11 protein-coding genes are annotated in these 11261 nt (G+C 45.3%); 5 read left to right on the top strand and 6 right to left on the bottom strand.

Annotated features, from left to right (window positions below; translation table 11 throughout):
* Both QZZ55_RS19035 and QZZ55_RS19030 read left to right on the top strand, forming a co-directional pair.
* Positions 1-555, top strand: a 555-nt coding sequence (locus QZZ55_RS19035) for a penicillin-binding transpeptidase domain-containing protein (protein WP_293269005.1), incomplete at its 5' end; no start/stop codon positions are given.
* Positions 555-1151 (top strand): tetratricopeptide repeat protein, encoded by a 597-nt coding sequence (locus QZZ55_RS19030; protein WP_293269004.1) that lies wholly within the window; start codon positions 555-557, stop codon positions 1149-1151. The genes QZZ55_RS19035 and QZZ55_RS19030, both read left to right, overlap by 1 nt.
* 105 nt (positions 1152-1256) lie before the next feature.
* Here the strand turns inward: QZZ55_RS19030 and QZZ55_RS19025 are convergent, their stop codons facing one another.
* From QZZ55_RS19025 to QZZ55_RS19010, 4 genes are read right to left on the bottom strand one after another with little or no spacing between them, the layout of a single operon-like run.
* On the bottom strand, positions 1257-1895 hold the full coding sequence (locus tag QZZ55_RS19025; protein WP_293269003.1) for a hypothetical protein: 639 nt from the start codon (positions 1893-1895) through the stop codon (positions 1257-1259).
* The gene (gene hemL / locus QZZ55_RS19020) at positions 1896-3191 is read right to left on the bottom strand and encodes a glutamate-1-semialdehyde 2,1-aminomutase (RefSeq protein ID WP_293269002.1); all 1296 of its coding nucleotides are present in this window, start codon (positions 3189-3191) and stop codon (positions 1896-1898) included. It abuts the gene before it with no gap.
* Between the two features lie 15 nt (positions 3192-3206).
* On the bottom strand, positions 3207-3839 hold the full coding sequence (gene thiE, locus QZZ55_RS19015; protein ID WP_293269001.1) for a thiamine phosphate synthase: 633 nt from the start codon (positions 3837-3839) through the stop codon (positions 3207-3209).
* Complete coding sequence (locus tag QZZ55_RS19010) at positions 3836-5608, bottom strand: chloride channel protein (protein ID WP_293269000.1); 1773 nt, start codon at positions 5606-5608, stop codon at positions 3836-3838. Before QZZ55_RS19010 ends, thiE begins: the two co-directional genes overlap by 4 nt.
* 88 nt (positions 5609-5696) lie before the next feature.
* Between QZZ55_RS19010 and argC the strand changes: the two genes are divergently transcribed.
* Together argC and erpA are read left to right on the top strand one after the other, a co-directional pair.
* Complete coding sequence (gene argC / locus QZZ55_RS19005; RefSeq protein WP_293268999.1) at positions 5697-6728, top strand: N-acetyl-gamma-glutamyl-phosphate reductase; 1032 nt, start codon at positions 5697-5699, stop codon at positions 6726-6728.
* A gap of 65 nt (positions 6729-6793) precedes the next feature.
* Positions 6794-7144: an iron-sulfur cluster insertion protein ErpA gene (gene erpA / locus QZZ55_RS19000; RefSeq protein ID WP_028470805.1), complete on the top strand. Its 351-nt coding sequence runs from the start codon at positions 6794-6796 to the stop codon at positions 7142-7144.
* Between the two features lie 56 nt (positions 7145-7200).
* Here erpA and QZZ55_RS18995 read toward each other — a convergent pair whose 3' ends face one another.
* Positions 7201-8307 carry an anhydro-N-acetylmuramic acid kinase gene (locus QZZ55_RS18995; protein ID WP_293268998.1) on the bottom strand — a complete coding sequence of 369 codons (1107 nt, stop codon included), beginning with the start codon at positions 8305-8307 and terminating at the stop codon, positions 7201-7203.
* Positions 8308-8311: 4 nt separating this feature from the next.
* The gene (locus QZZ55_RS18990) at positions 8312-9727 is read right to left on the bottom strand and encodes a peptidoglycan DD-metalloendopeptidase family protein (RefSeq protein ID WP_293268997.1); all 1416 of its coding nucleotides are present in this window, start codon (positions 9725-9727) and stop codon (positions 8312-8314) included.
* 192 nt (positions 9728-9919) lie between these two features.
* Between QZZ55_RS18990 and tyrS the strand changes: the two genes are divergently transcribed.
* The gene (gene tyrS / locus QZZ55_RS18985; RefSeq protein ID WP_293268996.1) at positions 9920-11215 is read left to right on the top strand and encodes a tyrosine--tRNA ligase; all 1296 of its coding nucleotides are present in this window, start codon (positions 9920-9922) and stop codon (positions 11213-11215) included.
* Positions 11216-11261 lie beyond the last annotated feature (46 nt).

The following is an 11261-nucleotide window of genomic DNA, read 5'->3' as shown; positions in this document are numbered from 1 at the left end:
ATGGTAACCGACAGCCAAGGCGTTGAGTTATCAAGGTATCCTTTCAAAGTGAAGCAAGCGGTCTCGGCAGAAAGTGTTCACTTATTGCAGTATGCAATGCAAGAAGTTGCACGCGAAGGCACCGCACGTTCTGTTTATTCTCACTTACCGGCGAACCTAAACGTCGCAGGAAAAACAGGCACATCGAATGATCAGCGTGATAGCTGGTTTGCAGGCTTTACTGGAAGCCGCTTGGCGGTTGTTTGGTTAGGGCGAGATGATAACAGTGCGTTGCCGTTTACAGGATCAGGCGGTGCGCTGAAAGTGTGGACTGCTTACATGAAAGCAGATAAGCCTGAGCCGTTTCGAGCGCCAGTGCCAGAAGGTGTAGAATACCTTTGGGTGGACAAAGAAACAGGTTATTTATCGGATGAGCGTTGCCAAGGTGCTATCCCTGTTCCCTTCCAGAATGGAAGTAAACCTCAGTATCGAGTTGATTGTGGAGTAGAACCTGTTCAAAATAGCGAATCAAAACCACTTGACTGGTTTCGGCGTTGGTTTAGGCAGGAGCAATAATGATTTTTAATACACAAATGAAGCTAGTCGCAATAGGCGCGTTAGTCGTTTTGACGGGCTGCTCTTCACAGGGAATTTACAACACTCCTATTGAGGAGCGCTCCACTACGCGCCCTCTACAGGAAAGTAATGGTGTTGTTACGCCGGTAGACATCACAACCGGTGTCACAGTTACCCCCGTAGCACCCACCCCCGTTTTTCGCCCGCAGCGTAATGAAGAGACTAGTGTAGAAACGTCGGTGCCCGTCGCGCCTAAAGTTGTTTTGCAATCAAAACAAAATCCAGCTGCCGTAGCGTTGTTGGCAACAGCGCGAAAACAAACCAATAATGGCCAGTTACGTTCTGCTCAAACTAGTTTACAACGTGCACAACGCATCGCCCCAAAAGACCCTGAAGTATATTACTCCCTTGCTGACACGCACCGCCGTTTAGGTGAGTTCTTACAAGCTGAGCAAGTAGCGCTTAAAGGTGTAGGGATAGCGCAAGGGCAGAGTACTAAGCTACGTCGCTTATGGCAGCTAATAGCTTCTATTCGTACTGATGCGGGTGATCTAGAAGGTGCTGATAAAGCAGCAGCTATTGCCCAGCGTTATTAGGATAAAGAAAAGTGGCTAGATACCAGTAAGATAATAGCTATAAGAGAGAGGCCATTGGATGATAATTCAATGGCCTTTTTTGTTAAAGGTGTTTAATCAACATACTTACATACGTCCTGCTTTCGTCTCTTTTATTTGATACAGGGAAATAATTTCCCTTGTTGCCAAACCTAAAGCAACAAGACTGATCGCCAGTAAGCCATCGCTGAGTAGTGGGTTTTGATACTCGGGCAGCAAAGATAGTGTCCCGTAAACCGCAACTGATAAGCTTGCTAACAAGGCACCCATTAATCCGAGCCCACGTATTTTTGTTTGTGAGTAGCGAAAGAAGGCCAGCAGTAATGCTGCAGATGAGAGCCCCGCGAGTAGCATCGCGTACTGCTCACCAACCCCCGCTCTACGTGCTAGTTCAAATAGGGCTATTAAGGCTAATACCCAACGGCCCCAACCGGCACGTGACCAAAACTTATTAAAGCTGGTGGCCAGTAATAGAGAGGTAATCAGCGGAATTGCCAAATAGTCTTTCATATTGCTAAGTAAGCGTTGCAGGGTTTGGGAGTTTTGGCTTTGTTCGCTGATGAGTAGGTGGCCAGCGGCGGACGCCATTATCAGCACGACGCATAACAACAGTAGCAGCACTAGTGTTCTGTTATTGTCGGTCAGAGTTTTTGGTTGGCGAAACAACTGAGCTGCGTAAAAAACGCAGCTCAGTATGATTGCCAGATTAGTAACAGTCGCCATCATCTAGGCTTTTTTAGCAAACGTATCAAACACACGTCCCGCGGCTGCAATGGTGCGATCCAAGTCTTCTTCAGAAATAGCCGCTGACATAAAGCCTGTTTCGTATGCAGAAGGGGCTAGGTAAATGCCTTCTTTGAGCATGCCTTGGAAGAACTGCCCAAAGCGTTCAGTATCGCAGGCTGTTGTTTGCGCAAAGCTGCTGATATTTTTTTGATCTGTGAAGAATATTCCAAACATGCCGCCAACAGCGGTTGTGGTAAATGGAATACCTTTTGAGATTGCCATGGCTTCTAGGCCTTGCGTTAGGTAATCAGTTTTTGCTTCTAGCTGATCATGAATACCCGGTGTTGCTGTCAGAGCGTTTAGCATGGCTAAACCTGCATTCATCGACAACGGATTTCCTGATAGCGTACCCGCTTGGTAAACCGGCCCTAAAGGAGCGATCTGTTCCATAATTTCGCGTTTGCCACCAAAAGCACCAACGGGCAAGCCGCCACCAATAACTTTTCCTAATGTCGTTAGGTCTGGTTTGATGCCGTAATAGGCTTGGGCACCGCCCAAGGCAACACGGAAGCCGGTCATTACTTCATCAAAAATCAGAACAGTGCCGTATTCGTCACATACTTCACGCAAGCCTTCAAGGAAGCCTTCTTGAGGTGGGATGCAGTTCATGTTGCCGGCAACAGGCTCAACAATAATGCAGGCAATCTCACTGCCTACTTCTTCAAATGCTTGGCGAACATTTTCGATGTCGTTGAATGTGAGTGTGATGGTGTGTTCAGCAATAGATGCAGGTACGCCCGGGGAGTTGGGCTCGCCTAGCGTTAGCGCACCTGAGCCTGCTTTTACTAGCAGTGAGTCAGAATGGCCGTGGTAGCAACCTTCAAACTTGACGATTTTATCGCGGCCGGTATAACCACGCGCCAAGCGAATAGCACTCATGGTAGCTTCAGTACCCGAGCTGACCATACGGATCATCTCGATAGACGGCATCATTTCACAGACTTTATCAGCCATCTGAGTTTCGATTTCGGTTGGCGCACCAAACCCTAGACCGTTATCTAATACGCTTTTAACCGCATCAATAACTGCAGGCAAAGCATGGCCTAAAATCATTGGGCCCCATGAGCCGACATAATCGATATATTGATTATCATCTTCATCAAAAAGATAAGCGCCTTGCCCTTTTTTGAAAAATACCGGTGTGCCACCCACGCCTTTAAATGCGCGAACCGGTGAGTTTACACCGCCAGGGATGTGAGTTTGGGCTGCTTGAAAAAGATCTTCTGAACGTGTCATGCTGATGAACCTTCTTTATTCATTCCAGTTGAAAGCGTGGGCAAATGCCTCGGCTTGCTGTGTGATTGACTCTGCGGCAAAAAGTGAGTGCACTACGGCAATCATGTCGGCCCCTGCAGTAATCGTTTGGCTGGCATTATCCACAGTAATTCCCCCGATCGCCACTATTGGACAAGAGAGTATTGATTTGGCTTCGGCTAACAACGAAAGCGGTGCTGGTTTTGCGTTAGGTTTTGTTTTTGAGGGGAAGAAAGCACCAAAGGCTACATAGTCTGCGCCAGCTAAAGCGGCGCTGTTGGCCAGTGACAGTTGGTCGTGACAGGTCACACCAATGATGGCGTTATTACCGAGTACTTGGCGTGCTACTTCTATCGCCGAGTCTTTCTGCCCTATATGTACACCATGCGCGCCGCATTGATGTGCCAGTTGTACATCATCATTGATTACAAATGTACGGTTGTGTAAGCGGCATAATTCATTGAGTAAACGTGCTTGGCGATAACGCTTTTCGGTATCAGAGGTTTTATCTCTGTATTGAATAACGTGCGCGCCGCCAATAATCGCCTGTTGAACGTACGACAGTAATATTTGATCATCCGGCATGAGGGAGTTATCGGTAATGGCATACAGGCCGTGTAGTGGATTCATAGAGTCTGCTTATGTGTGTAGTAATATTCAATCTGTGCACGAGTGAGTATTCCCATGATCTCGCCTTGATTGCTTGTGATGCACAGATTAGCGATGTTTTGCTCATTCATCTTTTGCAAGGCTTCATAGAGTGTTGCCCTAAAGCTCATAGTCACAATATTAAAGCGCTCCGCAGGAATTTCCAGCAGGTTGACTTGTTTTTGTGATTTTGGTGTTGTTTCGTGTTGATATGCTGGCGTAGTAGCTTCTTCTGGTTGCTCCTCTCGAGCTAAGTAGTCCTGTAAGTCATTGGGCTGCATAAGAGAAGTAGCTGCTTGACCTGTCTCCTGTAGTAATATCCAACGGGGCGATTCTGCTAGCATTGCATGTGCTGAGGATGTGTTGATCAGGTGGTTAGTCGTGACAAAATCTCTGTCCATTAAGCTGGCGGTTGCTGCGCGGGAGAGTGCTTGGGCGATAGGTCCTTGGCGGTAATCGAGCCCTTGTGCCTGTAATGATGATAAAAAGATAGAAGGTAGGTTGAACAGGTAGCGCACAGTTAAATTACTGATGACAATAGCAATCATGCCAGGAAATATAATATTTGGATTGCCAGTGAGTTCCAGTAGAGCTACTAATGCCGCCAGAGGTGCATTTAGCACCGCGCCCATCATAGCCCCCATACCTAGCATGGCATATAAACCGATATGAGATACTGTCATATCGGTTGACCAATCACCAACTATCCCGAAAATGCCACCGATAATAGCGCCAATAAAGAGAGTCGGCCCGATAAGCCCAGCAGGAATGCCTAAACCGAGAATGAAAGGTGTAATAAGTAGCTTGACTAGCAATAGCCCACATAGCAGCTGGAGATCTAGTCTGCCCCAAAGTGTTTCAGAGATAGTGTCGTAGCCTACGCCCATAATTTGTGGGTATAGCATGGCGGCTAGACCGGTAATAATACCTGCCAGCATAAAGCGTACTGCCACAGGCCAGTGAGCTAGTTTGTAAGCGTATAACATGATGTGATTAAAAGTAGCGGCGCATAAGCCTACAACAACGCCGAGCAACATTACCCATGGGACTTCAGCTAACGTATTGATCTCAAAGGGTGGTACATCGAAAACATTTTCATGTCCTAATATACTCCTCATGACTATGTCAGCAGACACGGCAGCAACAATCACAGGTGTAAAGCCGATTACCGTATACTCAAGAAGAATAACTTCCATCGCGAATATGACACCCGCTAGTGGCGTGTTAAATGCAGCAGAAATAGCCGCTGCAGCACCGCAGCCAATGAGTAGTCGTAGAGAGTTATTGGGTAATCGAAGTTGTTGACCGATAAAGCTGCTACAAGCGGCTCCAAGAAATATTGACGGCCCTTCTCGACCAACAGAGTGGCCACTGACTAAAGCGATGGTTGCTGACACGAATTGCATGACAGTACTTCTGCCAGGGATGTTGCCTTGGTAATAAGAAAGCCGTTCAAACAGATTGACCATGCCTACTTGTTTAGCGGCTTGTGGCCATAGATAAAAAATCAATATGAGTAAGGCGCTACCAATAATGGGCCATAAAAAATGCTGTAGGGTAGACAAGCTCTCAAAGTTGTCCGCTTGGCCTAGCCAGTAAGTTAATGGTAACTCCACCGCCATGCGAAACAGGACCATAAGCAAGCCTGTTATGACGCCGGATAGCATCCCTAAAATAACAAGCTGAGGCAGCGCATCATAGTGAGCTAGGCGCTCTCGAAAATACTGCAATGATAAGTGGTATTTCTGCATTCAGTTTTTTAACCAACAGCTGATAGTTTTTATGACCCTTGAACGGTATTATAAGTTAACAGTTTTTGCATGCCGATGAGAGGTTAAAGTGATTAATGTAGGTATCGTAGGTGGAACAGGTTATACCGGTGTAGAGCTTTTAAGGTTGCTCGCCAATCATCCTGATGTGGACGTGAAAGTTATTACTTCGCGCTCAGAGGAAGGTGTTTATGTGGCTGATATGTTTGTGAACCTTCGAGGACATTATGATCTGCAGTTTACTGTGCCGGATGCCGATACACTGTCTACGTGTGATGTGGTGTTTTTTGCTACGCCACATGGTGTAGCAATGGGAATGGCGCCTGAGCTAATTAAGAGAGGTGTACGGGTTATTGATTTAGGTGCAGATTTTCGGATTAAAGATGTTGAGCTCTGGTCGCAGTGGTACAAGCTTGAACATACTTGCTCTGATTTAGTCGAAATGGCTGTTTATGGGTTGCCTGAAATAAACCGTGAACAGATCAGGACGGCCCAGCTAATCGCATGCCCCGGTTGTTACCCAACGGCAACTCAGCTTGGTTTCTTGCCATTACTAGAGAATAAGCTGATCGACCATCGTCGTTTGATCGCTGATTGTAAATCGGGTGTCAGTGGTGCCGGTCGCGGTGCCAGCGTAGGGGCTTTACTCTGTGAAACTAGCGAAAGCATGAAAGCCTATGGAGTTCCTGGTCACAGGCATCTTCCTGAAATTCGTCAAGGTTTATCAGAAGCAGCAGAACGGCCTGTCGGCTTGACGTTCGTTCCGCATCTCACACCTATGATTCGTGGAATTCACTCTACCTTGTACGCGACGCTTAAAGACCCACAAGATGGGCTTCAGGCGTTGTTTGAAGAGCGTTATAAAGACGAGCCATTTGTGGATGTAATGCCTGCGGGTAGCCATCCTGAAACTCGTAGTGTAAAAGGCTCAAATATGTGCAGGATCAGTGTTTTTCGCCCACAAAACGATGACACTGTTGTTGTGTTGTCGGTCATTGACAACTTAGTTAAAGGTGCCGCAGGCCAAGCTATTCAAAATATGAACATCATGTTTGGTTTTGAAGAGACTGCCGGCTTATCTTTTGTCGGTCTTATGCCATGATACTTGACTAAATTGCTTGGTTAATTGAGAATAGGCTGATCAGATTTAATGATACAGAGAGCGATATGACAGAATCAGTGGCATTAAATGAGGCAATGGTATTTACAGATGCAGCTGCTGCAAAAGTAAAAAGCCTAATAGAAGAAGATCAGAACGATAATCTGAAGCTTCGTGTTTTTATTACGGGCGGCGGCTGTTCTGGCTTTTCTTATGGTTTTACGTTTGATGAAGAGACCGCAGAAGACGATACCCAAATAGAAAATCAGGGTGTTCTTATGGTCGTTGATCCAATGAGCTTACAGTACCTCGAAGGGTCTGTTGTTGATTATCAAGAAGGCTTACAGGGGTCGCAGTTTAAAATTGAAAACCCGAACGCAACAACGACCTGTGGTTGCGGTTCATCATTCTCGATCTGATTTAATATGAATTTAAGCACAGCTAATAACAGCTGTGCTTAGTTATATCTCATCTATTACGCTTGATAAATCCCGCCTAACACTCGCTCTTGAGCCGCTCCTGTAACGCTTGGCAAATTACCGGATAGTTTTTTTATTGTTTGATGAGCTAACCAGCCAAACGCAGCAGCTTCAACCCAATCCGGGTGTAATCCAAGTTCTTCTGTTGTGCCTATATATGAATGCTTAACTAGCGAGGATAATCGGGCTGTTAACGCGTTGTTATGCACACCACCGCCGCAAATATAAAGCTCAAGGTTTGCTACGTTTTCAGCATTAACTGCATCAGCGATAGATTGAGCTGTTAGTTCTAATAATGTGGCTTGGACATCAACTGCTGAAATTCTTTGATGGTTGCTGCGGATAACCTGCTCTAGCCAATCAAGATGAAACTGCTCTCTTCCGGTGCTCTTGGGTGGGGCTTCCGTAAAGAAGGTTAAACGAAGTAACTGTTGTAGCAGTTCATGGTTTACTTGGCCTGAATCTGCCCACTCTCCGGCTTTATCGTAGCTGGCGCCGCAGTGTTTATTAATCCACGCATCTAATAATATATTTCCAGGGCCGGTGTCATAGCCTGTGACCGTTTTCGAATTATCGGCAGGCAATAACGTAATGTTGGACATGCCCCCAATATTTAAAATGATGCGGTTCTTATCTGCCGAGCGAAACACATTATTATGAAAAGCGGGTACCAGAGGCGCGCCTTGTCCGCCTGCTGCGATATCTCTTCTTCTAAAATCTGCGGTAACAGTGAGCTTTGTGATTTCAGCTATTGTGTTGGGATCGCCTATCTGTAGAGTGAAACCTGCTTCAGGGCGATGGCGAACCGTTTGTCCGTGACAACCCACCGCCGCTATTTGGCTAGTATCAAAGGGGGCTGATTGTAAAAATTGATTGATGCTATCGGCAAATAAGCGTCCCAGTTTTATATCTAGTCGGCCTAGTCTTTCGATCTCATTATCAGTAGGCTGAGTAAGTTCTAAAATATCTTGGCGAACCTTCTCTGGAATAGTGAAGCACTGCGCTTTGATAAAACTAAGTTGCTTATCAATACGAACTGCAGCGACATCAATACCGTCTAGGCTAGTACCCGACATTACACCTATATAAATATCCGCGTTCATTTTTTCAGTTGGCCCTCGCGTATTGGGTGGCCGCGTAGGTTTCTAGCTGGCTTTGCATCTGATTAGCTACTTCTTGGAAGGCGCGTAGTTCTTTTTTCGGAACGGGTGATGCATGTGGGAACTTAACGGTCATTGGGTTCTTGTGTGCGCCGTTTACACGAAATTCATAATGTAGATGCGGACCTGTGGCGAGCCCTGACTTGCCAACGTAACCAATAACTTGACCTTGTTTTACGCGGCTTCCCTTGCTGAGCTTTTTGTTATATTTTGACATGTGGGCATATAGCGTCGTTATATTGCTGCCGTGCTGAATAATAATGGCACGCCCGTAGCCGCCCTTATTTCCTTTCCAAATGACTTTGCCATCACCAGATGCTTTTATTTGTGTTCCTGTTGACGCCGCGTAGTCAACACCCTTATGTGCACGTATTTTATTTAATACGGGGTGCTTTCTTGACAGGTTAAAACGAGAACTAACACGAGCAAAGTCAACAGGCATTCGCAAAAATGCTTTGCGCATACTGTGCCCGCCTGGTGTGTAATAGCTACTGCTTCCTTCTGAATCAGTGTATCGAATGGCGGTAAGATTTTTACCATTATTTATAAACTGGGCAGCGACTATATGGCCATCGCTGATTTTTTTGCCGTCGAGGAATTGCTCATTATAAATAATACGAAAGCGGTCCCCTTTGCGAAGGTCTTGCGAAAAGTCGATATCCCAGCCGTAGATGGATGCAAATCGCATAATCATATTGTTGGATAAGCCGGCACGCTCAGCGTCTACAAATAAAGACCCTTCGATAACACCTTCTATGTAGCGCTCGTGAGTGACGGGGGTGCGCTCAATGGTATTAACGGCAAATATATTGTCGGTTGATTCAATAATAAGTGTTTTTAGTGGGTTTATTTCATATTTAAGCTTTTTGAGCTCGCTACCTTGGATGAGAAAGGCAAGAGACTCCCCTGGATACAGTCTGTTTAGTTCTTTACCTTCCTTCGTTGCTTGGCTGATATTGTAAACATCGCGAGCATTCAGGCCAGCTCGTTTAAAGAGTGAAGTAAGATTGTCATTCTTTTGGACGGTATAATAAATCCAGTTTTCAGTAGGCTGTTGAGGGGTAATTGAAGGCCGCTTTTTTAAAGTGGGCGTAAGTGCAGTTTCCTCTTGTTGTTCTGTTGGCCGGTCGGAGATGCTAGGTTTTAGATCTAGAACAAGGTTGTTACGTATTCGCTGAGCTGTTTGATCAATGTTGTTTATGTGTGAAGATTTTTCAAATGAAGGCGTAGGGCTTTTTGTAGCAGAGACTTCTTCGGAGGGTAAAAGAAGAAGAGTAATGCTTAAGATAACGCCGCAAATAGTAACAGCTGCAATATGAACTGTTGGAAAATGGCCTTTGATATATTGTAAAAGTATTGGCATGGCTCAGTTCTCGCGATCCATTTAATAATCAGTAAAGATAAAACAGTAATATACGATATTTTATTAAAGTAGTATCGGCTGTAAAGTCAAAATATTGACATTAGCAATTGAAATTTGTTCAACAGTCACGCTATGGGTAGAATACTGCCGTAATGAGTACTGTTTTAATATTATACAAGGTAATGACCCCAGATGAGCGAGTTAACACTGTTACAGGATTTGAAAGCGAGAGGCCTTATAGCGCAGATGACCAGCGAAGAGGAGCTTGAAAATCATTTAAATGAAAACAGTGTGACGCTTTATTGCGGGTTTGATCCAACAGCCGATAGTCTACATATCGGCAGCTTAGTTCCTTTGTTAACATTAAAGCGCTTCCAGCAATATGGTCATGCACCATTGGCGCTGGTGGGTGGTGCTACGGGGTTAATTGGTGATCCGAGTTTCAAGGCTCAAGAGCGCAAGTTGAATGACGATGAAACGGTCGGGAATTGGGTCGACAAACTGAAAGAGCAAGTGAGTGCCTTCGTTGATTTTGATTGCGGTAGTAATAGCGCAGCAGTTGTTAATAACTTGGATTGGACGCGTGGTTTAGATGTACTGACTTTCTTGCGTGATGTTGGTAAGCACTTCTCTGTAAATCAAATGATTGCGAAAGAGTCAGTTAAGCAGCGTATTGATCGAGAAGGGGATGGGATCTCTTTTACGGAGTTTACCTATATGATTCTTCAGTCTTTTGATTTTCAGCAGCTCAACAAGAGCCATAATTGCACACTGCAAATTGGTGGTTCAGACCAATGGGGTAATATTACGGGTGGTACTGAGCTGACGCGGCGTATGAATGGTAATCGTGCCTACGGTTTGACGTTACCATTGGTGACAAAATCTGATGGTACGAAATTTGGAAAAACTGAGACAGGAACAATATGGTTGTCTGCTGCTAAGACATCCCCCTACGCGTTCTATCAATTCTGGCTGCAAGTTGCAGATGCCGATGCTTATCAATTTCTGAAATATTTCACCTTTTTAAGTGTTGCAGAAATTGATCAAATAGAAGCGGATGATAAAGAACGTCAAGGCCGCCCTGATGCACAAGCTGTTTTGGCGCGAGAGGTGACGAAGCTCGTTCATAAAGAAAGAGGCCTTGTTGCTGCGCAGCGTATTACTGATGCACTATTTAGCGGCAATCTGGCAGATTTAAGTGAAAGTGACTTTGAGCAGTTGAAGCAAGATGGGTTGCCTGCGTCTGCACTTAAGCAAGAGTTGCTAAAAGATGGTTTATTGACCTCCTTGTTTACAGAAGCCGATATGGGCAATGGAAAGCAAGTAAAAGATGCTTTGCAGCGTAGTGCAGTTACTGTTAATGGTGTCGCTATTGGCTTAGAAAGTAATAGTAAAGGAAGCGAAGTGTTTTCTGCTGGGAGCAGCATTCATCAAAAGTACTTCTTAGTTAAACTAGGTAAGAAAAAGCACCACTTGTTCTATTCGTAGTTGAAAGGGTGTTTTAAAGAGATGCTGTTTAATAAAGGCGCCCTCG

The sequence above is a fragment of the Neptunomonas sp. genome, from assembly GCF_016744175.1.
GTDB lineage: Bacteria > Pseudomonadota > Gammaproteobacteria > Pseudomonadales > Balneatricaceae > Neptunomonas.
This window is presented reverse-complemented; position numbering and strand designations above follow the sequence as displayed.